The sequence below is a fragment of the Dactylosporangium sp. NPDC049742 genome, assembly GCF_040674675.1.
GTDB lineage: Bacteria > Actinomycetota > Actinomycetes > Mycobacteriales > Micromonosporaceae > Dactylosporangium > Dactylosporangium maewongense.
Map to the genome: position 1 here is coordinate 1 of NZ_JBFANF010000080.1, position 23,008 is coordinate 23,008.

19 protein-coding genes are annotated in these 23,008 nt (G+C 73.4%); 7 read left to right on the forward strand and 12 right to left on the reverse strand.

All coding sequences use genetic code 11. The features are described from left to right. Positions 1–19: 19 nt before the first annotated feature. Complete coding sequence (locus AB0J72_RS51665; protein WP_363414187.1) at positions 20–991, reverse strand: cellulose binding domain-containing protein; 972 nt, start codon at positions 989–991, stop codon at positions 20–22. 168 nt (positions 992–1,159) lie between these two features. Between AB0J72_RS51665 and AB0J72_RS51670 the strand changes: the two genes are divergently transcribed. Further along, positions 1,160–1,789, forward strand: coding sequence for an MgtC/SapB family protein (locus AB0J72_RS51670; protein ID WP_363414190.1), 630 nt, complete (start codon positions 1,160–1,162; stop codon positions 1,787–1,789). A 2-nt stretch (positions 1,790–1,791) separates the two neighbouring features. Here the strand turns inward: AB0J72_RS51670 and AB0J72_RS51675 are convergent, their stop codons facing one another. Continuing rightward, a complete protein-coding gene (locus AB0J72_RS51675; RefSeq protein WP_363414194.1) occupies positions 1,792–3,063 on the reverse strand; it encodes an Ig-like domain-containing protein in 1,272 nt (423 codons plus the stop codon). A gap of 132 nt (positions 3,064–3,195) precedes the next feature. On the opposite strand from AB0J72_RS51675, the gene AB0J72_RS51680 reads away from it, so the two are divergent. Together AB0J72_RS51680 and AB0J72_RS51685 are read left to right on the forward strand one after the other, a co-directional pair. Then, on the forward strand, positions 3,196–4,215 hold the full coding sequence (locus tag AB0J72_RS51680) for a hypothetical protein (protein WP_363414197.1): 1,020 nt from the start codon (positions 3,196–3,198) through the stop codon (positions 4,213–4,215). Positions 4,216–4,344: 129 nt separating this feature from the next. Beyond that, positions 4,345–6,282, forward strand: coding sequence for an EAL domain-containing protein (locus AB0J72_RS51685; protein WP_363414200.1), 1,938 nt, complete (start codon positions 4,345–4,347; stop codon positions 6,280–6,282). A gap of 1 nt (position 6,283) precedes the next feature. On the opposite strand, the gene AB0J72_RS51690 is transcribed toward AB0J72_RS51685, so the two are convergent. Together AB0J72_RS51690 and AB0J72_RS51695 are read right to left on the reverse strand one after the other, a co-directional pair. Next, complete coding sequence (locus tag AB0J72_RS51690) at positions 6,284–7,066, reverse strand: polyprenol monophosphomannose synthase (RefSeq protein ID WP_363414203.1); 783 nt, start codon at positions 7,064–7,066, stop codon at positions 6,284–6,286. A gap of 87 nt (positions 7,067–7,153) precedes the next feature. After that, entirely contained in the window at positions 7,154–8,227 is a 1,074-nt protein-coding gene (locus AB0J72_RS51695) for an ionic transporter y4hA (RefSeq protein WP_363414206.1), read from the reverse strand. 111 nt (positions 8,228–8,338) lie between these two features. On the opposite strand from AB0J72_RS51695, the gene AB0J72_RS51700 reads away from it, so the two are divergent. Continuing rightward, positions 8,339–9,787, forward strand: coding sequence for an NCS2 family permease (locus tag AB0J72_RS51700; protein WP_363414209.1), 1,449 nt, complete (start codon positions 8,339–8,341; stop codon positions 9,785–9,787). 42 nt (positions 9,788–9,829) lie between these two features. Here the strand turns inward: AB0J72_RS51700 and AB0J72_RS51705 are convergent, their stop codons facing one another. Then, positions 9,830–10,378: an RICIN domain-containing protein gene (locus tag AB0J72_RS51705; protein ID WP_363414212.1), complete on the reverse strand. Its 549-nt coding sequence runs from the start codon at positions 10,376–10,378 to the stop codon at positions 9,830–9,832. A gap of 12 nt (positions 10,379–10,390) precedes the next feature. On the opposite strand from AB0J72_RS51705, the gene AB0J72_RS51710 reads away from it, so the two are divergent. Together AB0J72_RS51710 and AB0J72_RS51715 are read left to right on the forward strand one after the other, a co-directional pair. Then, positions 10,391–13,441, forward strand: a complete 3,051-nt coding sequence (locus tag AB0J72_RS51710) for a family 78 glycoside hydrolase catalytic domain (protein ID WP_363414215.1) — start codon at positions 10,391–10,393, stop codon at positions 13,439–13,441. Positions 13,442–13,504: 63 nt separating this feature from the next. Continuing rightward, positions 13,505–16,678: a BTAD domain-containing putative transcriptional regulator gene (locus tag AB0J72_RS51715; RefSeq protein WP_363414218.1), complete on the forward strand. Its 3,174-nt coding sequence runs from the start codon at positions 13,505–13,507 to the stop codon at positions 16,676–16,678. Here AB0J72_RS51715 and AB0J72_RS51720 read toward each other — a convergent pair. The 7 genes from AB0J72_RS51720 to AB0J72_RS51750 all read right to left on the reverse strand — a co-directional run bounded on the left by AB0J72_RS51720 (position 16,656) and on the right by AB0J72_RS51750 (position 22,708). Then, positions 16,656–17,435: an ABC transporter permease gene (locus tag AB0J72_RS51720; protein ID WP_363414221.1), complete on the reverse strand. Its 780-nt coding sequence runs from the start codon at positions 17,433–17,435 to the stop codon at positions 16,656–16,658. The genes AB0J72_RS51715 and AB0J72_RS51720 overlap by 23 nt on opposite strands. Continuing rightward, positions 17,432–18,424 carry an ATP-binding cassette domain-containing protein gene (locus AB0J72_RS51725; RefSeq protein WP_363414224.1) on the reverse strand — a complete coding sequence of 331 codons (993 nt, stop codon included), beginning with the start codon at positions 18,422–18,424 and terminating at the stop codon, positions 17,432–17,434. Before AB0J72_RS51725 ends, AB0J72_RS51720 begins: the two co-directional genes overlap by 4 nt. A 102-nt stretch (positions 18,425–18,526) precedes the next feature. Next, a complete protein-coding gene (locus tag AB0J72_RS51730) occupies positions 18,527–18,862 on the reverse strand; it encodes a hypothetical protein (RefSeq protein WP_363414227.1) in 336 nt (111 codons plus the stop codon). A gap of 143 nt (positions 18,863–19,005) precedes the next feature. Further along, positions 19,006–19,344: a metalloregulator ArsR/SmtB family transcription factor gene (locus tag AB0J72_RS51735; RefSeq protein WP_344512672.1), complete on the reverse strand. Its 339-nt coding sequence runs from the start codon at positions 19,342–19,344 to the stop codon at positions 19,006–19,008. 238 nt (positions 19,345–19,582) lie between these two features. Continuing rightward, positions 19,583–20,221: a hypothetical protein gene (locus AB0J72_RS51740; protein ID WP_363414230.1), complete on the reverse strand. Its 639-nt coding sequence runs from the start codon at positions 20,219–20,221 to the stop codon at positions 19,583–19,585. Between the two features lie 84 nt (positions 20,222–20,305). Further along, positions 20,306–21,625, reverse strand: coding sequence for a sensor domain-containing diguanylate cyclase (locus AB0J72_RS51745; protein ID WP_363414233.1), 1,320 nt, complete (start codon positions 21,623–21,625; stop codon positions 20,306–20,308). Positions 21,626–21,730: 105 nt separating this feature from the next. Continuing rightward, positions 21,731–22,708, reverse strand: coding sequence for a hypothetical protein (locus tag AB0J72_RS51750; RefSeq protein WP_363414236.1), 978 nt, complete (start codon positions 22,706–22,708; stop codon positions 21,731–21,733). Between the two features lie 107 nt (positions 22,709–22,815). Here AB0J72_RS51750 and AB0J72_RS51755 point away from each other — a divergent pair, with 107 nt between their 5' ends. After that, the gene (locus AB0J72_RS51755; RefSeq protein ID WP_363414239.1) at positions 22,816–23,007 is read left to right on the forward strand and encodes a hypothetical protein; all 192 of its coding nucleotides are present in this window, start codon (positions 22,816–22,818) and stop codon (positions 23,005–23,007) included. The last annotated feature ends 1 nt before the right edge of the window (position 23,008 follow it).

Below are 23,008 nucleotides of genomic sequence, written 5' to 3' on the forward strand. Positions count from 1 at the left end.
CGCGCACCAGGTCACGGCGTCACGCCATGGTGCACGGGGCGCCGTTGAGCGTGAAACTTGCCGGCGGGGTGAACGGGGTGGCCCCGCCGGTGAACCCGGGCATCGCCTGGCCGCCGGGGCTGATCGTGGTGCTCCACGCGTTCGGGGTGAGCGTGCCGGTGTTCCCGGAGCGGGTGAGGATCGCGCCGAACGTGTTGTACACGACCGCCGTCGAGGCGAGCGTGAAGCCGATCGTCCAGCCGGTGACCGGTGCGGCGGTCGTGTTGGTGATCGTGACGTTGACGAGGAACCCGGGACTGAACAGCACGACCTGGACCTTGCAGGTCGGCGCGGCCGTGTACGCGAGGGTGGTGACGGTGGCCGCGGGCGAGCGGGCGGACAGGTTGCCGTTCGTGTCGAACGCGACGACCGCGAACGTGTAGGCGGTGCCTCCCGTCAGGCCCGTGACCCGGTAGAAGCGGCTGGACCAGTCGGCGGTGCGGATCGTCGTCCAGACGCCACCGATCAGCTGCTGCAGGTGGTACCCGCCGACCTGCACGTTGTCGGTCGACTCGCCCCAGACCATCGACACCCCGGTGGTGGTGACGCTGCTGAAGACCGGGGCGCTCGGCGCCGACGGCGGGGTGCTGTCCGGCGCGGCCAGCGTCGTGAACGTGACCGGCGCCGACGGCGGGCTCGCGACGTACCCGGACGACTCCGTCGGCAGCGAGTACACCCGGAACGTGTACGTGGTGCCCCGCTGCAGGCCGGTCAGGGTGATGCCGTTGAACAGGCCGCGGGCGTACTCGGTCCAGGTGCCGCCGACCTTGCGCTCGACCACGTCCTGCTCGGCGAGCAGGTCGTGCGACCACTGCAGGTCGGCGCTCGTGTCGGCGACGTGCAGCGCCTGCACGTCGACCGGCGCGGTGAGGACCGTTGCGGCGAAGGCGGGCGCCGGGGCGAGCGCCAGGAGCCCGGCGGTGAGCAGGGCGAGGAACCGGGACAGTCGCATCGTGAGCCTTTCGGTGATGGGCGTCGATCACGCCGCATCCATGCTCGGCGCCCGCCCCACCGCCCACCCCCGATCCTGGACACCGTCGGACAGCGTTGGACAGCGTCGAGAGGCGGGGCGCCGTGCGCAGCGGTGGCGGGAACGCCCCGTGGAGGGTAAGAGTGTCCGATGGACTGGACCGTCATTCCCACGCTGCTGGTCGCCATCGGGCTGGGCGCCGCCGTGGGCCTGGAGCGGGAGCTGGGTGCCCAGCCCGCCGGACTGCGCACCCACATGCTCGTCGCCGCCGGTGCGGCCCTGTTCACCATCGCCGGCAAGGAGGTCGGCAGCGACCCGACCCGCATCGCCGCGCAGGTCGTCACGGGCATCGGCTTCCTCGGCGCCGGCGCCATCTTCAAGGAGGGCGTCAACATCAGCGGGCTGACGACCGCGGCGTCGCTGTGGGTGACCGCCGCGATCGGGCTCGCGACCGGCCTGGAGCTGTTCTGGGCGGCGGGCACGGTCACCGCCGCGGCGCTCGCCGCCCTGTGGCTGTTCAAGGTCGCGGAGGCCAACTGGCTGCCGGACCGGCACCGCGTCCAGGTGACGCTGACGCTCGCCCCGGACTTCCCGCTCGACGTGGTGGAGCGGGAAGCCCTGAAGGCGCTGCCGGGCGCCCACGTGCTGCGCGTCGACTACGCCGGCCACGACCAGTCGATCGTGCTCACCGCGCAGGGCGACAACAACACGTCACTGCCGGCGATCGCCGAGTCCCTGCGCCTGCTGGACGGTGTCCAGGGCGTCGAGATCGCCCGCTGACCTCAGCCGGCCGACGGCGACGGTGACGCCGAAGCCGAGGCGGAGGCCGTCGGTGCGACGTACGGCACGGCGCTGCCCTTGACGTACTGGTCCCAGCTCGTCGACCAGTCCGTCCAGCCGTTGCCCCACTTCACCTGCTCCTCGGTGCCCTTGATGATCACCGGGTCGCCGATGCGGGTCTGCTTCCACAGCCACTCCGCGTGCGCGGCGGAGATGTTGGTGCAGCCGTGGGACACGTTGCGCTTGCCCTGGTCGCCCTCGGACCACGGGGCCGAGTGGATGTACTCGCCGTCCCAGGTGAGCCGCTGCGGCCAGTACACCTTGGTGCGGTAGCCCGCGGCGGAGTCGGCCGGGACGCCGTAGGTGGAGGAGTCGAACCACTCCCACTCGTTCTTGATCATGACGATGAAGTTGCCGCTGGCCGACGGGTTCTTCGGGCGGCCGAGGCTCACCGGGATGGTCCGCAGCAGCTGGCCGTCCTGCGTGACGGTCATCTGCTTGGTGGCGTTGTCGACCTCCATGACGAACTTCGGCCCGACCGTCGCGGTGAACGACACGTCGCGCTCGCCCCACCACTTGCCGTCCAGGTTCGTGCCACCGGTGCGCGCGTTGACCTGGAGCTTCGTGCCGGTCTGCCAGTACTCCTTCGGGCGGAAGTGCAGCTCCTTGCCGGTGAACCAGTTGAAGGCGCCCTCCTGCGGCGGGTCGCTGGTCACCTGGATGCGCTGCTGCACCGCGGCGCGCTGGGCCGGCGCGACGTCGACGCCGAACGTGATGATGACCGGCATCCCGACGCCGACGACCTGCTTGTCGTTGATGATGCTGGTGACCTTGCCCAGCTTCGACGGCTTCGCCATGGTCGTGAACGCCGTCGTCGCCGTCGTCGGCTTGCCGTCCGTCGAGGTGGCGGTGACCGTCGCGGTGTACTTGGTGCCGTACTTGAGCTGCGCGGCCGGCTGCCACGCCTTGCCGTCGGCGCGGAGCGCGCCGGCGACCTCCGCCCCGCCCGCGTCGGTGAGCTTCACGGTGACGTCCGCCGCGTTGGTCGCGGTGTACGCCAGGTCGACGGCGGTGGGCACGTTGGCGGCGCCGTCGGCCGGCCCGCTGATCGCGAGCTCCACCGGCAGCGCCGGCGCCTTCGGGCTCGCCGAGGCCGAGGCCTGCTGCTGCGTCTTGCCCGGGGACGCGTTGTCGGTGCAGGCGGTCAACAGCAGCGCCGCCGCGGCGACCAGCGCCGCGGCCGACCGCAGGCGCGGGAGTGTGGTGTGCGTCATCGAGGGGCACGTTACCCTGGCGCGTCCACCCGGACGACCCCCGGGCGGCGGCCGTAAAACCGCTGCATGACCGACATTTCGGTGTTTTTGCGCCGAGTGGCGCCGTCCGGGCGGATGGCTATGCTGGCGACGATGCTGACGCTTCCGACCGGGCGCCTGCCCAGGTTTCTGATGCTGCTGCTGGCCACCGTGATCGTGGGGGTGGTCTGGGTCGCCGACCCCGCTTCGGCGGAGCCGGGCGAGGACGGCGGGCAGAATCTCACCGTCCGCCAGGCGCTCGACAAGGCCAACGCCGAGTACAACGACGCCAAGGGCCGCCTCGACAAGTCCGTCGCCGACGAGGCCGCCGTCAACGGGCAGCTGGCGGCGACGCAGACCCAGGTCGGCGAGCTGGAGGCGTCGGCCGGGTTGGTGGCCAACGCCGCCTACCGCGGGCGCCGGATCAGCCTGACCAGCGTGGTCCTCGCCGGCGACACGCCGGAGGCCACCATCCACGGCATGACCACGGTGCAGTACATGCTGTACCGCGACGACAAGTCACTGCGCGATCTGGCCGAGACGCGCAAGCGGCTGGAGCAGCAGAAGGCGGAGCTCGCCGCGGCGATCGCCAACCAGCAGGCCCAGCTGAAGATCATGGAGACGAACAAGAAGGCCGCCGAGGACGCGCTGAAGAAGGCGGGCGGCGGCGGAGCGACCACCGGCGCGCCGGGCGGCGGCAAGGTCACCACCAACCCGGTCGGCCGCAACGGCGACGGCTCCTACGCCAGCCAGGGCTGCACCCAGGACGACCCGACCACGACCGGGTGCATCAGCCCGCGGATGCTCAACGCCTACAACGAGGCGCGCAAGGCCGGCTACACCCACTACACGTCCTGCTTCCGCAGCGGCGGGGGCGGCGACCACCCGGCCGGCAAGGCCTGCGACTTCTCCGCCAACGCCAAGACCTTCGTCAACGCCCGTGCCACCGGCGCCGACCAGCAGTACGGCGACGCCCTGGCGGCCTGGTGCGTCGCCAACGCCAAGAACCTCGGCGTCAAGTACGTCATCTGGTACAAGCGGATCTGGCAGCCCAGCAGCGGCTGGAAGTCCTACGGCGGCGACGGCACCCCCGCCGGCGACCACTACAACCACGTGCACCTCTCCATGCAGTAGGACACGGCCCCGGCCGCGCAACCGGTTTGCTCCTGGCCCTATGGATCAGGTGCGGGCGCCGGGTGCCGATGGCAGGATCGGCGCTTCGGGCGATGGAGCAGCCGGACCGTTGGACAGGGGGACCGTGGCGTGCGACGACCAACCGGACTGCTCCGGCACGGTGCCGTGGTCGGCCTCGCGGCCGTCCTGCTCGGCCTGACCGGCGTCAGCGTCGTCGGCACGAACCGCACCCGGGCCTCCGCGAACGCCGCGGTCCATGCCACGGCGCTCGCCGCGGCATACGACCTGGCCGACGACGCCGTCGCGCTGGAGGAGATCGCCGAGCAGCAGTACCGCCTCGAGCCCGGCGTGGCGCCCCGGGAGCTGCACCACGGCGCGGCCGGCGCGCTCGACGTGGCGCTGCACGACGTCGAGCAGCGCGGCGGGGCCGCGGACCGGGCGCTCGCCGCCCGGGTCCGGGAGCTGCACGCGACCTACCTGACCGCGGTCGAGCGGGTGTTCGAGGCCGTCGACCGTGGCGACGCCGCGGGTGCGAGCCGCATCGACGAGGCGGAGGTCGACCCGGTCGCGGACCAGATCGGTGCCCTCGTCCACACCGCCACCACCGCCAGCGCGGCCGAGGCGGCGCAGGCGATGCGCGACCTGCACCGCGTCGAGGGCGTCGTCTTCACCGCCACGACCGGCGCGTTCGGCGTCGGGCTGGCGCTGCTGGTCGTGTTCGGCGTCATCGCCGGCGGCTACCAGCGCCGCCTCGTGCGGCACGCCGCCGAGCACAAGTACCACGCGTCGCACGACGCGCTGACCGGCCTGCCCAACCGGACGCTCTTCACCGAACGCACCGGCGACGCGCTGCGCTCGCCCGGCTCGGCGCTCGCCGTCCTGCTGCTGGACCTCGACCGGTTCAAGGAGGTCAACGACACCCTCGGTCACCAGTACGGCGACGAGCTGCTACGGCAGGTCGCGGTCCGCACCACCGGGGCGCTGCGCGCCGGGGACGTCGTCGCGCGGCTGTCCGGCGACGAGTTCGCGGTGCTGCTGCCCGGCGCGTCCGCCGCCGACGCCGCGGCGCTGGCCACCCGGCTGCAGGGCGAGCTGCACCGCACCTTCACGCTCGACGACGTCGCCGTCGACGTGGAGGTCAGCATCGGCATCGCCGTGGCGCCCGAGCACGCGAGCGACACCGACGCGCTGCTGCGCTGCGCCGACATCGCCATGTACGCGGCGAAGGACAGCAAGACCGGCGCCACCCTGTACCGGCCGAACATGCACATCGAGGACGGCAACCGGCTGCTGCTGCTCGGCGACCTGCGCCGCGCCCTCGACGTCACCGACCAGCTCACCCTGCACTACCAGCCGAAGATCCGGCTGGACGACGGCCGCCCGTCGGGCGCGGAGGCGCTCGTGCGCTGGACGCACCCGACGCGCGGGCAGATCCCGCCCGCGGAGTTCATCCCGGTCGCGGAGAGCACCGGTCTCATCACCCGGCTCACCCTGTACGTGCTGCGCCTCGCCGTCGTGCAGGCCCGCGCCTGGCTCGACGACGGTCTCGTCGTGCCGATCGCGGTCAACCTGTCGCCGCGCTGCCTGCTGGACCCCGACCTGGTCGGCCACGTGACGCGGCTGCTGGACGAGCACGACCTGCCCGCCGGCCTGCTGCGCCTCGAGGTGACCGAGACCGCCGTCATGGCGAACCCGGCCCTCGCCACCGAGACGCTCGTCGCCCTGCACCGCATCGGCGTGCGGCTGTCGATCGACGACTACGGCACCGGGTACTCCTCGATGGCGTACCTCAAGAGCCTGCCCGTCGACGAGCTGAAGGTCGACCGCACGTTCGTCATGCACATGGACGCCGACCCGGAGGACGCGGTGCTGGTCCGCGGCGCGATCGAGCTCGGCCACAACCTGGGCATGTCGGTCGTCGCGGAGGGCGTCGAGGGCGCCGCGCACGTCGCCGCGCTGCAGGAGCTCGGCTGTGACGTCGCCCAGGGCTACCACTACGCCCGCCCGATGCCACCGGGCGAGCTGACCGCATGGCTGAAGACCAGCTCGCTCCCGGTGTCCGCCTAGGTCAGCCGGCCGGCCTGCGGCGCTGGATCTTGCGGTGCCGCAGGCGCAGCTTGAACGGCATCGTCGCGCTCTCGACCTTCGTGGCCGTGGTCATCTTCGACACGCCGTCGGTGCGCTCCTCGAAGCGGATCGGCACCTCGATGATGGTCTGCCCGAGCTTGGTCGCCAGGAAGTGCATCTCGACCTGGAAGCTGTAGCCGTTGGACTGGACCCGGTCCAGGCCGATCGCCTCCAGCGCGTCCTTCCGCCAGATCTTGAAGCCGGCGGTCAGGTCCCGGATCCGCACCTGCAGCAGGGTGTGCACGTACAGGTTGGCCCAGCCGCTGAGCGCCCGCCGATACAGCGGCCACTTCTCGTCGAGCTGCCCGCCGGGCACGTAGCGTGAGCCGATGACCACACCGGCGTTGGTGGACAGCAGCGCCCCGAGCATGCCGGGCAGCGCCTCCGGCGGGTGCGACAGGTCGGCGTCCATCTGCGCCACGAACTTGGCGCCGTCCTCGATCGCGCGGCCGATGCCGTCGACGTACGCCCTGCCGAGGCCCTCCTTGCCGGGCCGGTGCAGCACCCGGATCCGCCCGGGGTGCTCGGCGGCGAGCTTCTCCGCCACCTCGCCGGTGCCGTCCGGGGAGTTGTCGTCGGCGACGAGGATGCTCAGCCCCGGCAGCGGCAGGGCGAGCAGCCGCTCGACCAGCCGTGGCAGGTTGCCCGCCTCGTTGTAGGTCGGGACGACGACGGTCAGGGGCTCGTCACACCACGGAGACGGCAGCCGCACTGGTTCGATCATTCCCGACCTTCCTCGATTACTGACAATGTCAGACAAGAGGGTATCCGCGTCCGACCCACCGCCCGTGCACCGGCCCCTGGCCGGTCGTCATGGGCTGGCCGCGAGGAAGAGGAAGGCGGCACAGATCGACAGGTGCACCGCCGCCTGCAGCAGGGTCGCGCGGCCCGGCATGACGGTGAGGACGCCGACACCCGCGGTGAGGGTGAGCAGCACGATCTGGGTGGCGCCGAGGCCGAGGACCAGCGGCCCGCTGAGCCAGATCGAGGCGAGCGCGATCGCCGGGATGGTCAGCCCGATGCTGGCGATCGCCGAGCCGAGGGCCAGGTTGAGGCTGATCTGCACCAGGTCGCGGCGGGCGTTGCGGACCGCCGCGAGGGTCTCCGGCAGCAAGATCAGCACGGCGATGACGACCCCGACGAACGACTGGGGGAGCCCGGCCCGCGCGACGCCGGCCTCGATCGTGCCCGACTCCACCTTCGCCAGGCCGACCACCGACACCAGCGCGACGATCAGCAGCACGAGGCTGACGAGCGCCTGACGCGGCGCCGGAACCGCCGCGTGCTCCTCCTCGGCGTCGTTGACCGGCAGGAAGCTCTCGCGGTGCCGCACGTTCTGGACCAGCACGAACAGCGCGTACAGGGCGAGCGACGCGACCGCCGCGAACGCCAGCTGCGGACCGGTGAACTGCGGCGCCGGCGCGCTGGTGGTGAACGTCGGCAGGACCAGGCTGAGGGTCGCGAGCGTGATGACCGCGGCGAGCGCGGCGCCCGTCCCCTCGGCGTTGAACACCGCGATGCGGGTGCGCAGTGCCGCGACCAGCAACGACAGCCCCACGATGCCGTTGCAGGTGATCATCACGGCGGCGAAGACGGTGTCGCGGGCCAGGGTCTCCGTGCCGGAACCGCCGGTCACCATCAGGGTGATGATCAGGCCGACCTCGATGACGGTGACCGCGACGGCGAGGATGAGCGCGCCGAACGGCTCCCCGACCCGGTGGGCGACGACCTCCGCATGATGCACCGCGGCCAGTACCGACCCGGCCAGGAGCGCCACCACGACGACCTCGACGGGGACCGGTATGCCACGTCCCCACACCGCGACGAGGACCGCGAGGGCGAACGGCGGCAGGACCAGGGCGGAGCGGTTCAGAGAAGTGCGCACGCGCGCATCTGACCGCCGTCGCACGCACGAAACATGCCCGACCTTGATTCCGGCCGTACGGGTGGGATCATCGCGCGTCGGGGGGCAAGGACCAGTTCCAGGGAGGAATACATGGACACGACCCGCGCGGAGCCGCGCAACGGCTTCGACCGGTTCTTCGACATCAGTGCGCGAGGCTCGACGATGAGCCGCGAGATCCGGGGCGGTCTCGCCACGTTCTTCACGATGGCCTACATCGTCGTGCTCAACCCCCTCATCCTCGGCAGCGGTGTCGACAGCACCGGCGGCAAGCTCGCCATCGCCGCGGTCGCCTCGGCGACGGCGCTGGTCGCCGGGGTCGTGACGATCCTGATGGGCGTCGTCGCCCGCTTCCCCCTCGCGCTCGCCGCCGGCCTGGGCGTCAACGCGCTCGTGGCCTTCGAGATCGCACCCCACATGACCTGGGCCGACGCGATGGGCCTGGTCGTGATCGAGGGCGTGCTCATCGGCATCCTGGTGCTGACCGGGCTGCGGGAGGCGGTGTTCCGGGCCGTACCGACGCAGCTGAAGACCGCCATCGGCGTCGGCATCGGGCTGTTCCTGGCGCTCATCGGCTTCGTCGACGCGGGCTTCGTGCGGCGCGTGCCGGACGCGGCCAACACCACCGTCCCCGTCGGCCTCGGCATCGGCGGCAAGCTGATCAGCTGGCCCGCGCTCGCGTTCGGCGTCGGTCTGCTGCTCACCGTCGTGCTGGTGGTGCGCAAGGTGCGCGGCGCGATCCTCATCGGCATCCTCGCCTCCACGGTCCTCGCCATCGTCATCGAGGCGATCGCGAAGGCCGGCCCGGCGTTCGTGGACGACAAGCCCAACCCGAAGGGCTGGAGCCTCAACGTCCCCGTCGTGCCGGACAAGATCATCGACAAGCCCGACCTGTCCCTGCTGGGCCACTTCAACGTCCTGCACTCCTGGCAGACCGCCGGCGTCCTGATCGTGATCATGTTCGTGTTCACCCTGATGATCACCGACTTCTTCGACACGATGGGCACGATGGTCGCGGTCGCCCAGGAGGGTGACATGCTCGACGAGCAGGGCATGCCGCCGCGCACCCGCGAGATCCTGATCGTCGACTCCGTCGCCGCCGCCGCGGGCGGCGCGGCGAGCACGTCCAGCAACACCACCTACATCGAGAGCGCCGCCGGCGTCGCCGAGGGCGCCCGCACCGGCGTGGCGAGCCTGGTCACCGGCGCGCTGTTCCTCGTCGCGATGTTCTTCGCGCCGCTGGTGACGGTGGTGCCCTTCGAGGCGGCGTCGGTCGCCCTCGTCGTCGTCGGCTTCCTCATGATGACCACGGTCCGCTCCATCGACTGGTCGGACTACGAGATCGCGCTGCCGGCGTTCCTCACCATCATCCTCATGCCGTTCACGTACTCCATCTCCAACGGCATCGGCGCCGGCGTCGTCTCCTTCGTCGTCATCAAGCTCGCCGCCGGCAAGGCCCGCGACGTCCACCCGCTCCTCTACGGCGTCGCGGTCATGTTCATCGTCTACTTCCTCCGCGGCCCGCTGGAACTGCTCGTCTGAGACCCGTGAGGGGTGCGCCGGCACCCCTCACGGCCCGGTCCGCTACTGCCAGGGGAACTCGGGCGACCACGTGTGGTCGGGGAACTCCGGGTGGTACCGCCAGATGACGACGGGGGCGCCGTTGTCCATGCTCCTGCCGTAGACGGCGAGCACGTAGTCGGGCTCCCCGTCCTGCCAGGTGCCGCGGTAGTTGACGAAGTTGACGATCTGGCCGGCCATCATCTCCAGCGCCGTCCAGTACTGGTCGTCGGTGCCGCTGCACGGGAAGCCCCAGACGCGGCGCCCCTCCGTGACCTCGCCGCCGTCGACGGCCAGGCACTGGCCGTTGCCGTTGACGACCTGGCAGTAGCCGGGCTTCTCCAGAGGGCAGTTGCCCTGGTGCCACAGCTGGTCCCTGCCCTTGGTGCAGGTCCACGAGCCGGCCAGGCCGTTGGCGACGCCCAGGCACTTGCCCGTGTGCGCGTTGCGGAGGTTGCCGCCGGTCGTCACCGGCGGGTCCGGCGCCGCGGCCGCCGGGGCGACCGGCGCGACCCCGAACACCGCGACGGCGACGACGAGCGACAGCAGCAGCCTGCGGAGGACGTCTCGCATGTGTGCTCCCTCGTGGCCACCACCGCGGGCAGGCTGACCCCGGGCGCCGCCGACGTCTGGGACAGCGGCACGGTCGGCAGCGGCGAGTCGGTCGCGATCCCCTACGGCGGGCCGGCGCTGCGGTCCACCCAGACCTACCACTGGAGCGTGCAGGTCTGGGACGCGGCGGGAGCACCGTCGGCGTGGAGCGCCCCCGGGCGATGGGAGATGGGCCTGCTCACCGCCGCGGACTGGCAGGGGGCGCAGTGGATCAGCCCGGACACCGGTACACCGGACGCGCCGATCCTCAGGACCGGCTTCACCCTGCCGGCGAAGCCCGTCGCCAAGGCCCGGGCGCACGTCTACGGCCTCGGCTTCTTCGAGTTGCGGCTCAACGGCGGCAAGGTCGGCGACCACGTGCTGAGCCCCGCCAGCACGCCGTACACCCAGCGCAACCTCTACACGACCTTCGACGTCACGGGATCCGTGCAGGCCGGTGCCAACGCCGTCGGCGTGTGGCTCGGCAACGGCTACGGCCCGCGGTTCAGCCAGTACGGCTTCCGCTGGACCGGGCCGAAGCAGGCGATCGTGCTGCTCGACGTCACGTTCGCCGACGGGACCCGGCAGGCCGTCACCAGCGACCCGGCGTGGAAGTGGTCGACCGGGCCGATCACCGCCAACGACCTGTACGCCGGCGAGACCTACGACGCCCGGCTGGAGAAGCCCGGCTGGGACCGGGCCGGCTACCAGGACGCGGGCTGGCGGCCGGTGCGGACGGTCGCCGCGCCGTCGAGCCGCCTGGCCGCCGCGACCCTGCCGCCGGTCCGGGTCGTGGGCACCGTCCGCCCGGTGCGGCTCACCCAGCCGCAGCCCGGCGTGTACGTCTACGACCTCGGGCAGAACATCGCCGGCTGGCAACGCCTGCGGGTGCAGGGCGCGGCCGGCGCGTCCGTTCGGATGCGAACGGCCGAGGAGGTGAACGCCGACGGGACCCTCGACACCGCGACGAACCGCAGCGCCGCGAGCACGGACACGTTCGTCCTGGCCGGCACCGGTGGCGTCGAGACCTACGAGCCGAGGTTCACCTACCACGGTTTCCGGTACGTCGAGGTGACCGGCTTCCCGGGGACCCCGGCCCTGGACAGCCTCGACGGGCGGGTCGCGCACGCGGACGTCGCGTCCACCGGCACGTTCTCGTCGTCGAACGCGCTGCTGAACCGCATCTGGCAGAACAACCGCTGGGGCATCCTCAACAACTCGATGAGCGTCCCGACCGACACCCCCGTCCGCGACGAACGGACCCCGCCCGGCATGGACGTCCAGGCGTACTCCGACGCGTCGACCCGGGAGTTCGGGATGGACGCCTTCTACGCCAAGTACCTCGCGGACATGCCGCCCGGCACCGCGCTGCCCAGCGACGCCCACAACGCGCAGCAGCCCGACATGGGCGGCAACCAGATCACCCTGGCGTGGACGCTGTACGAGCAGTACGGCAACCGGGCCGTCCTGGCCGCAAACTATCCGCTGATGAAGACGTTCGTCGACACGAACGCCCGCAACCTGCCCGGCCACATCTGGACGACCGGCTTCGGCGACTGGTGCCCGCCCGACCTCAGCGCCAATGCCAACGGCGGCCTGGGCAGCCCAAGCGCCGGCGCCTGCACCAGCGAGGTCTCGCTGGTGAACACGGCGCTGGCGTACCGGCAGGCGCTCACCGTCGCGAAGGCGGCGACCGCACTCGGGCAGACCGGCGACGCGACCCGGTACACCCAGCTCGCCGGCGACATCAAGACGGCCTTCAACGCGCGGTTCCTCAACGCCGACGGCGCCTCCTACAGCAGCGGCCGGCAGACGACCAGCGTGCTGCCGCTCGCCTTCGGGCTGGTCCCGGACGCGAACGTCACCGCGGTCGGGGCCCGGCTCGTCGACACGGTCCTCAACCGCAACGGGGGGCATCTCGACACGGGGATCTTCGGCACGCGGTACCTCATGGACGCCCTCGCCGGCATCGGCCGCACCGACGTGGCGATGACGATCCTGAACCAGACGACCTACCCGGGCTTCGGGTTCGAGATCGGGATGGGGGCGACGAGCCCCTGGGAGCAGTGGATGTACCGGTCGTCGATGGAGACCCACGACCACGCGATGTTCGCGGGCATCAACGCGTCGCTCTACACCGTCCTCGCCGGCATCCGCCCGGGGTCACCGGCGTACCGCACCGTCGTCATCGACCCGCGGGTCCCGGCCGGGCTGCAGGCCGTCAGCGCGTCCATCGACACGGTGCGCGGCGTCGTCGCCTCGTCGTGGACGGTGTCGGGCCAGCAGATCACGATGGACGTGACCGTGCCGGTCGGGTCGGCGGCGACGGTGCACGTCCCGAACTTCGGCCGCGGCACGACCACCGGCGGCGGGACGGTCGTCACCACCACGGGCACGGAAACGGTGTACTCGGTCGGTTCGGGACGGTGGCAGTTCACCGGCAACCTCGGCCCGGCCGCCGGTCCGGCGCTGCCCGGGACGTGGACGCCGTGCGCCGCCGAGACCGGGACGTGCCAGGTCACGGGCACCGCGACCGTCGCGTTCGGCGCGCAGGGGCAGTTCCGGTACCTGACCGTCACCGGCTCGACGCCGTGCACGAACACGGTCTTCGGCGACCCGGTCCCGAACGTGTCGAAGGCCTGCTCCACGCTGGGCCTGCCCGCCGCCGGGAACGGCTGGCAGCAGTGCGCGGCGGAGACCGGGACGTGCTCGTTCGCGGGGACCTCGACGGTGGCGTTCGGGGCGCAGGGGCAGTTCCGCCACCTGACCGTCACCGGCGGGACGGCCTGCACGAACGCGGTCTTCGGCGACCCGGTCCCCGGCGTGCAGAAGGCGTGCTTCCTGATCGCCCCACCGCCGTCGGCCACCACGTGGAGCCCGTGCGCGGCCGAATCGACGACGTGCGCGTTCACCGGGACCCGCCAGGTCGCGTACGGCGCCGCCGGGCGGTACGCGTACCGCACCGTCACCGGCGGCACCCCGTGCACCAACGCGGTCTTCGGCGACCCGATCTCCGGCACCCAGAAGACCTGCTACGTCCAGTGACCCGCGTTGCGGCCCCCGGGCACGGCGAAATCGCCGGGTGGCGCGGGCACTAGCCTGGGGGCCGTGAGCGTCGAGCTGCGCCTGCTGTCGCGGGTCGCCTACCGTGGCCGGGACATCGTCGGGCCGCGGCAGTGCGGGCTGCTCGCGTTGCTGGCGGCGGAGCCGCGGACCGGCTGCGGCACCGCCAGGCTCGTCGACGGGCTGTGGCCCGACGAGCAGCCGGAGCACCCGGCGAAGGCGCTGCAGGTCGTCGTGTCGCGGGTGCGGGCGCAGGCGGGCGCCGACATCGTGGCCAGGACCGCGGGCGGGTACCGGCTGGCAGTACCGGCGCCGCTGCTGGACACCGAGGCGGTGCTGCTGCACGCGGCCGCCGCGGCGGACCTGGCCCGGGGCGGGGACCATGCCGGGGCGCTCGCCCGCGCGGAGGAAGGGCTCGCGCTGTGGGACGGGGCCGAGCCGGCCGACCCGGGCCTGCCCGACCCGCTGTCCGTCCTGCGTGCGGAGCGGGACCGGACGCGCCACGCGCTGCTCGCCGCGCGGGCCGTCGCGCTGTCGCGGCTCGGCCGGCACGCCGAGGCCGTCGGCCCGCTGACCGAGGCGGCCGCGCTGCGCCCGAAGGACGAGGCGGTGCTGCTCGAACTGCTGCGCGCCGAGGCGGCGACGGCCGGCACCGCGGCGGCGCTGGAGCGGTACGAGACCTACCGGGCCACGCTGCGCGACGAGCTCGGCGCCGACCCGGGCCCCGCCCTGCAGGACGCGCACCGGCGGCTGCTGCGCGACGAGGCGCCCGCGGTGCGGCGCGGCGTCCCGCACGACCCCAACCCGCTGCTCGGCCGCGACGACGACATCGCCGCGGTCACGGACCTGCTCGCCACGTCCCGGGTCGCGTCGGTCGTCGGCACCGGCGGGCTCGGCAAGACCCGGCTCGCGTACGCGGTCAGCCGCCAGGCCGGCCAGCCGGTCGTGCAGCTCGTCGCGCTCGCGGGCGTCGCCACCGACGCGGACGTCGCCCCGGCGGTCGCGTCGGCGCTCGGCGTCGCCGCACCCGCCGACGGTCCCGGTGCGGCCGCCGCGATCGCCGCCGCCCTCGGCGCCGGGCCGGCGCTGCTGGTGCTGGACAACTGCGAGCACGTGATCCGTGGCGCCGCCGACCTGGTCCGGGACCTCGTGGCCGCGACGAGCGACCTGCGGGTGCTGACCACCAGCCGGGCGCCGCTCGGGTTGTCCTCGGAGGTGGTGTACCCGCTGCCGGAGCTCGACCTGGCCACCACCGTCGAGCTGTTCCGGCAGCGGGCGAGGGCCGCCCGGCCCGGCGCGGACGTGCCCGGCGACGTGGTGCGGCAGCTGTGCGCGCGCCTGGACGGGCTGCCGCTCGCGGTCGAGCTCGCCGCCGCCCGCGTGCGGGTCATGTCCGTGACCGAGATGGCCCGCCGCCTCGACGACCGGCTGGCCCTGCTGCGCGGCGGGGCGAGGGACTCGCCGCCGCGGCACCACACGCTGCACGCCGTCATCGACTGGAGCTGGAACCTCCTCGACGAGCCCGACCGGGCGGCGATGCGCGCCCTGTCGGTGTTCCCCGGCGGGTTCACCGCCGGCGCGGCCCGGCACGTCCTCGACGAAGGCGACGACGAAGGCGAAGGCGACGACGTCCTGCTGGCGCTCACGCAGCTCGCCGACCAGTCGCTGCTGAAGGTCACCGACACGCCGTTCGGCACCAGGTTCCGGATGCTGGAGACCGTGCGGGAGTTCAGCACCGCGCACCGGGAGCGGGCCGGCGGGACCGGCCGCGCCGTCGACGGACTGCTCGCGTGGGCGGGGGAGTTCGGCGTCGCGCACGCCGGGGCGGTCTTCGGCGCGGACCTTCTCAGGGAGGTCGAGCGGGTCCGCGCCGAGCAGGACAATCTCGTCGTCGCCCTGCGCCACGCCGTCGACCGAGCCGATGGTCCCGCCGTCGCCGCCGCGGCAGGTGTACTGGCGGCGCTGTGGACCGTCGAGGGCAGCTTCGTGCGGATGACGGCTCTGGCCCGCGACGTCGAGTGGGTCATGTCGCACGTGCGGCCCGCACCCGCGCTGGTCGAGGTGGCCCGCACCGCGGCGCTGCTGTGCGCGATGAACGACTTCCTGATGCGCGGGCCGATGCCGGGCCGGTTCCTGGTCGCCCTGCGCCGGCTGCCGCCCACGACGCCGGACACGCTGATCGGCGCGGCCGACGCGGTCCGGCGCGCCATGACGCACGACGAGGCCGCGCTGTGGGCGCTCTGCGACAGCGACGAGCCGTTGCTGGCCGGGATCGCGAACGGCGCCGCCAGCTACCTGTGCGAGCAGCGGCAGGACACCGACGGCGCGCTGCGGGCGGCCAGGAGGATGCTCGCCGTGCTCGGCACCCGCACGACCCCGCTGATGCGGGCCGTCGCGCACTCCCGCATCGGTGAGCTGCTCGTGGAGGTCGGCCGCGGCGAGGAGGCGGCGGCGCACCTCGCGGAGACGCTGGCGGTGCTGGACCAGCTGCGCCGGCCCGGCGTGCCGTCCAGCGCGTCGCGCGTCCGCGGTGCGATGGCCCTCGCGAGCCTGCAGCGCGGCGCGCTGGACGAGGCGGAGGACCTGATCGAGCAGGCGGTGCAGAGCGCCCACGACCCGGGCGACGACCCGATGATGTTCGGCTCCGGGGTCCGCGCGGAGATCCTGATCGCCCGCGGCGACGTCGACGCGGGCCTCGCGCTGTGGCGCGAGGTCGTGGCCCGGCTCGACGCCGCCGAAAGGCAGGAGCTGCCGGGCTCGGCGGGCTGGGCGATGGAGGTGCGGGCCACGACGGTGATCGCGCACGCCCAGCGCGGCCGGTTGGACCTCGTCGTGGCCATCGCCGATGGCCTGCCGGACATCCTGGCGCGCCTGCTCGCGAGCACCGGCACCGTCAACGCGGTCGGCGCCCCCGTGTACGGCGCGCTGCTGCTCGCCCTGGCCGTCGCCGACCTGGACCGCGGGCGGCGCACCGGCGACACCCGGGTCGCCGCGTGCGCGGCGCGGATGATCGCCCTGGCGGAGGCGTTCCGGTTCACGATGGGCTTCCAGCCGACGATGCACGCCGGCTACGCCCGCGACCTCGCGGAACAGGCCGACGCCGCCGAGTACGTCTCGGCGGCGTCGGACTACGCGGCGCTGGAGCGCGACGCGCTGCGGGAGGCCGCGTCCGCGGTCCTGCTGGCGCGCCGCGCGCTCATCGGCGCGGAGCGCGGTTGAACACGGACCTCGCCCACAGGTAGCCGACGGCGGAGAGCCCCACGCACCAGGCGACCGCGATGCCGCCGCTGTTGCCGACGGGCGTGTCCATCAGCAGCGCCCGCAGCGTGTCGATGATCGGCGTGAAGGGCTCGTTGGCGGCGAACCAGCGCACCGCCCCCGACATCGACTCCGTCGTGACGAACGCGCTGCTGACGAACGGCAGCACCTGCACGAGCAGCAGGAAGCCCGTGGTGCCCTCGGGGGTGGGGGAGACCAGCCCGATCGCGACCGCCAGCCAGGTCAGCGCGAGGACCAGCAGCAGCACGAGGCCGGCCGCGCCGAGCCACCGCACCGGGTCGGTGGTGGGCCGGAACCCCATCAGCAGCGCCACCCCGACGACGAGCGCCAGGCTCAGGAACGTGCGGATCGTGGCGGCCAGGACGTGCCCGGTCAGCACCGACTGCCGGGCGATCGGCATGGTGCGGAACCGGTCGATGATGCCCTCGGTCATGTCCTTGTTGACCGCCAGCGCCGTGGTCGAGGCGCCGTACCCGGCGGTCACCAGCAGGATGCCGGGCACGATGTAGTTGATGTAGGTGCTGCCGCCGGCGATGCCCGCGTTGATCGCGCCGCCGAAGACCCCGACGAACAGCAGCAGGAGCAGCACCGGCACGAGCAGGGACGTGACCATCGAGGCGGGGTACCGCACCGTGTGCAGCAGGCTGCGGCGCAGCATCGTGGCGGAGTCGGTGACGGCGGTGGTCATGGTGCTCATCGGGCGCCTTCCTTCGCGGCGGTGGTTGCGGTGGTCTGGTCCCCGGTCCGGCCGCTCTGCTGGCCGGTCAGGGCGAAGAACACGTCGTCGAGGTCCGGCGTGTGCACGGACAGGTCGGCGACGGGCACGGAGGCGGCGTCGAGCCGGTCGAGCAGGGCCCGCAGCGACGAGACGCCGCCGTCGCCCGGCACGCGCAGCGCCAGCTCCTCGTCGTCCCGCGCCGAGCCCGCGAACAGCCGCGCGGCGGTGTCCAGGTCCTCGGCGGTGTCGAACCGCACCCGGATGTGCCCGCCGGGGATCTGCCGCTTGAGCTGCTCGGCGGTGCCGGTGGCCACGATCCGGCCGCCGTCGAGCACCGCGATGCGGTCGGCGAGCTGGTCGGCCTCGTCGAGGTACTGCGTGGTCAGGAACACCGTGACCCCGTCGGCGACGAGCCTGCGGATGATCTGCCACATGGTCCGGCGGCTGCGCGGGTCGAGCCCGGTGGTGGGCTCGTCGAGGAAGATGACGCTCGGGTCGCCGACCAGCGTCATCGCCAGGTCGAGCCGGCGCCGCATGCCGCCGGAGTAGGTCGCGGCGGCCTTCTTCGCCGCGTCGACCAGGTCGAACCGCTCCAGCAGGTCGGCGACCCGCCGCCGGCCGCCGGCCCGGCCGAGGTGGTGCAGGGCCGCCATGAGCGCGAGGTTCTCCTCGCCGGTGAGCAGCCCGTCGACCGCCGAGAACTGCCCGGTGACCCCGATCGCGGCGCGCACCGCGCCGGCCTCGCGGGCCACGTCGTGCCCGGCGACGGACGCCTGCCCGCCGTCGGCGCCGATGAGCGTCGACAGGATGCGCACCGTCGTCGTCTTGCCGGACCCGTTCGGGCCCAGCAACGAGAAGACCGTCCCGCGCGGGACCTCCAGGTCGATTCCGTCGAGCACGACGTGGTCACCGAACGACTTGCGCAACCCGGTAGCCACGATCGCCGACGGGGACGGGGTGGTAGCCACGTCCCTCCCTCCCAACCGCCGCTGTGACGCTGGTGCGCCACGACTGCGACGATCGTGCGGGCCGCGACCTTCACCGCGGTTTCACGGGACTTTCAGCGCCTTTCACCGCCGGGCGGTGCCCGCCACCACCCTCGTGGCCAGGTTGTTTCCGCCGCGCACGGTGCCGGTGACGGTGACCTGCATGCCGGTCCTCACCCCGCCGAGCGCACCGGGCCCGGCCGGGACGCCGTTGACCACGACGGCGGTGCCGGACGTCAGCGTGAACCTGACCGTCCTGGGCCGGCTGTCGCGGAACTTGTAGGCGCGGGTCACCACCAGCGACGCGTCGGCGGTGCGGACCGACGCGACGGTCCCGACCACGGACACCGCACCCGGTGCCGGCGTCACCGCCGCGGCCCGGGCTTCCGCCGGCGTCATGAGCTGGCTTCCGGCGACCACGGCAGCGATCAGACCCGCGGTGCGGTGATGACGTCGTGACAAGGTTCCTGCCTCCTGATGGTGTGCCGGAACCGGTAGCGTCCCCGACCAGGGTTGCGGCCCGGGTGCCGTCGCGGTCCCGTCAGGTTTCGCGCCGCCGCCTGTCAGCCGGGCGGGTCGGCCAGGAAGGACGAGAGGCGGCCGAGACGGTCGTCCCAGTCGGCGGCGAGGGCGGCCAGGTAGCCCTGGGCGAGCTTGATCGGCTCGGAGCGGTGGCGGAACAGGACCCGGCGGCCGGTGCCGGCGTCGCTGGTGACCAGGCCGGCGTCGGCGAGGAGGGCGAGGTGCTTGGCGACGCCCTGGCGGGTGATCGACAGCCGGCCGGACAGGTCGGTGGCGGTGCTCGGGCCGTGCTCGGCGAGCGAGGCGAGGATCGCCCGGCGGTTGGGGTCGGCGAGGGCGGTGAAGACGGCGACCGCCGTTTCCTCGGGTTCAGACGGCATGGCTCGAGGTCGTCGGCATGGTCGGCTCCTGCGGTCGCGGCGTGGCGATCTACCGTACCTGGACGGCCGCACCCGCTCGACGCATCCGGCTCCCCGGCCGTGCCCCGCCCGCCCGGGGGCTGCCGCGGCGGCCGGTCGTGCACCCCCGGGAAGCGGCCCGCGCCGCCCGCCCGGTGCTGCCGCGGCGGCCGTCACGCCTCCGTGAAGCGGCTGGTCATGCACCCCGGGAAGGGGCCGGTCAGCCGCCCCAGAGCGTGAGCGCGAGCGTCGCCACGCCGGAGCCCCCCAGGGCGAACGCCCACACCCGGTCGACGTCGAGCCTCGCCCTGACCCGCACCGGGCGCAGCCGCAGCACCTCGTAGGCCACCAGCGCGACCAGGCCCGCCGCCGCGACCATCGCCGCCGTGTGGACCGTCGTGGCGAGGATGCCGGTCATCGCCGATGTACGGCCGGCGGCGCCGACGGCGTGGCCATGGTGGGCGGCCGCCGGAGCCGCGGCGAGCAACGGCAGCAGGACGAGCCCGGCGCCGTGCGCGGAGGACATCAGGAACGACCACGTGAGCAGGTCGGCCGGGCGCGGGCCGGTCCGGTGGTGGCTCGGGGACAGCAGCCGCCAGACGCCGAACGCGGTCAGCGCGACCCCGCCCGCGGTCGCGACGAGCCGCGCGCCGGTCACCGACATGAGCGCCGCGACCAGCGTCGCGATCACGAACACCGACGCGGCGTGGCCGAGCGCGATCGGCCCGAGCGTCGCTGCGATCGCCGCGCGCCGCCGCTCCCGCACCCCGCCGGCGAGGGCGAAGAGCCACCCCATGCCCGGGTTCAGCCCATGGAAGGCGCCGAGCCCGGCCAGCACCACGTACTGCCACGGATGCATTGCCCGCTCCCTTGTCGCAACCGTCCGGTTGCAGGAACGTATCGCAACTCGGAGGTTGCGTCAACGGCGCCGCGGCGGCCCGGGTCAGGCGGCGCCCTGGTCCGGATCCGAGGGGAGCGCCAGCCAGCAGTGGTCCAGCGCCGGGTCGGCGAACGCGACCCGGCGCGGCCGGCGCTTCGCCCGGTACATCGCCTCGTCCGCGGCGCGCACCAGCTCCTCGGGGTCGACGGCGGTCTCCGGGTCGCCGGCGACCGCCACGCCGATGCTGGTGGAGACCGTGACCGTCGCCAGGGACAGCACCAGCGGCTCCTCGACCGCGGCCAGGATGCGCTGGAGCACGGGCGTGACCCGGTCGACCGGCCCGAACTGCTCCAGCACCACCACGAACTCGTCGCCGCCGATGCGGGCCACGAAGTCGGTGCTGCGGACGGTGCCGGCGAGCCGGCCCGCGATGCGGATGAGCAGCTCGTCGCCGACGGCGTGGCCGTACTTGTCGTTGACGGGTTTGAAGCCGTTGAGGTCGAGGAACAGCACGGCGATCGGCCCGCCGCCGCGGCGGACCCGTTCGGTGGCGTCGCGGATCCGCCCGACGAGCCGGCGCCGGTTGGGCAGGCCGGTGAGGACGTCGTGCGCCGCCTCGTGCTCCTGCCGCCGCTGCTCGGTGACGTCCCGGTTGACGAAGACGTACCCGGCGGGCGTGCCGTCGTCGGACGCGTGCAGCGCCGAAACGGACGACAGCACGGTGAGCGGCGCCGCGTCGGAGCGCCGCTCGCGCAGCTCGCCCTCCCACCGCCCGGACGCGGCCACGTCCTGCAGCATCTGCGCCGCGGGGACCTCGGTGTCGTCGGTGACGCAGGCGGTGGCGAGCAGCGCGAGCAGGTCGCAGCCGACCGCGTCGCCGGAGGAGTACCCGTACAGGCGCTCGGCCCCGGAGTTCCAGCTGACGATCACGCCCTCGGCGTCGCAGGAGACGATGGCGTCGGAGATCGCGTCCAGCAGGTCGCCCTGGCGGCGGGCGTCCTCGAGCAGCTCCAGCGTCGCGGCGAACGCGTGGCTGTGCTCGATCACCCCGCCGGCGACGGTCGCGGCCGCCTCGACGAAGGCCAGCTCCGCGGGCTGGACGGGGTCGCCCTCGCGCCCCAGCACGCCGAGCGCGCCGATGACCGCGCCCCGGGCGAGAATGTGCGCCACACTGATGGCGTTTTCCGCGTCTGTACGGGGTGGCCCGGCGACCGCGTCGAGCAGCGCTCCGGCCAGGGCGGGGCCGGCCTCACCGGCGGTCCGCACCACCGGCGCGGCGCCCGTGGTGAGCGCTCCCACGACGCAGCAGTCCGGCAGCTCCGCGCCGACGGCGGAGACCAGACGCTCCAGAAGGTGGCCGTCGTCGGGCGGTGCGTCCAACATGCGGACGCAGACGTCTGCCACCGCGCGCAGTCGGGACACATCGTTCTATCGGCCGCCCGAACGCGAACTGAAGCACCCGCGGGCAGGCCGGGCGGGTGACGCCGCTCAGTCCTTCCCGTCCGGCGCGGGCGGCTGCCCCTCGTCGCCGCCCATTGCCGGCGGCGGTGCAGGGTCGTCGCCGCCCGTGACCGGTGGTGGTGCAGCGTCGTCGCCGCCTGGGGCCGGTGGTGGTGTGTCGTCGCCGCCCGCGGTGCGGGTGCCGGGGCGTGGGGTGCCGAGCACGATCAGCGCCGGGCCGGCGATCGTGAGCGCGGCGGTCAGCGCCGACCCGTACTCCACGCCCTCGTCCACCGCGGTGCTCCAGGCGATCGCCGTGTAGGCGTCCCCGTCCCCGCACAGGGCGTCGGTGAGCGCGGCCACGGTGAGCCACGCGCCGGTCAGGTCGGACTGCGTCACGGCCGCCTGCACCGCGACGAGCCCCGCACCCGCCGCCACCAGCCACCGGCGGTCCTCGCGCCGGCCGGCCAGGAGCAGCAGCCCGAGACCGGCCGCGACGGCGAGCAGCCCGGGCCACGCGCAGCGGGCCACCCCGGCCATCTCGTCCAGGTCGACGTCGAGCCAGAGGCCGGCCAGGACGCCGACGCCCACCGCGACGGCCGCGACCGTGGTGGCCACGATCCGCACCCGCCGGTGGGCGCGGGGCAGCCCGAGCACGGCGGCCACGAGCAGGACCACCGCGCCCAGCTGGACCAGCGTCGCGATGGACTCCCGCCGGTACGCCCGGCCCGCGGCGTCCAGCATGGCCGGCAGCGCGACCGTCTGCGACGGCCCGTACCCGAACCAGCCGGCGTCCTGTCCCGCGTCGTCGACCGCGGCGTCCCGTACCAACGCGGCGGCCGCGAACACCAGGCATCCTGCCGCCAGCGCCCACCGCGACCGGCTCCACCGGACGGCGAGCACCGCCAGCACGACCAGCGCCGCCGCCGTGCACCGCAGCGACACCTGCGTCGCCGAGAGCGCCGCCGCCGACACCGCCAGCACCCCGGTCACCGCGAACATCGACACGAGCAAGGACAGGCGCACCGCCGGATCTTGCCACAGCACCCGCCGCCGCAGGGGGCCCGAACTACATGGGTGTACTTATCGATCATTGCTTCCCGCTGGTGACGGGGCTGTCGTAGCGTCGGGTGGTGAGCGCGGCCATGATGCAGACACCCGACGGGCGGTGGCGCGTCGAGGTCGGCGGGGTGGGCTCCGTCGCGTGGTACAGGCTGATCGGCCCGGGCGTGTCGCGGGCGGTGCCGAGCGTGGCGAAGCTCGCCGACGTGCTGCGCGAGGAAGGCGTCGAGCTCGGCGACTTCGTCGAGCAGGAAGTCGCCTGAC